This window comes from Bradyrhizobium sp. Kon69, from assembly GCF_055807515.1.
Genome location: NZ_JBVVOS010000286.1, coordinates 1 through 286, shown reverse-complemented (window position 1 = coordinate 286; position 286 = coordinate 1). Strand labels below are relative to the sequence as shown.

Below are 286 nucleotides of genomic sequence, written 5' to 3'. Positions count from 1 at the left end.
AGGTTCGACTTGCCGGTCTCGTCGAACACCAGCTTGAGCTGGTCGCCGTTCAAGAGGTTGACGCCGTTGAACGAGGAGTCCTGCGAGGTCGAGTCGATCTGCGCAAGGATGTTGTTGTACTGGCCGACCAGGTTCGAACGCGAGGTCTGGGCAACCGTATCCTGGACGGGGCTGGAAGCCGTCGAGAACGTCAGAGACGAGGTCAGCGTGCCGCCGATCGCACCACCCGCGGCGCTCGAACCGATGGTCGAGGACGCGTAGTCGTTGGTGGTCGAGACCGTCAGCA

1 pseudogene is annotated in these 286 nt (G+C 62.6%); it reads right to left on the bottom strand.

Going from position 1 to position 286, the window contains the following annotated elements:
- Window positions 1–286: pseudogene (locus tag AC0L3U_RS39195) on the bottom strand (DUF1522 domain-containing protein); the annotation flags it as partial.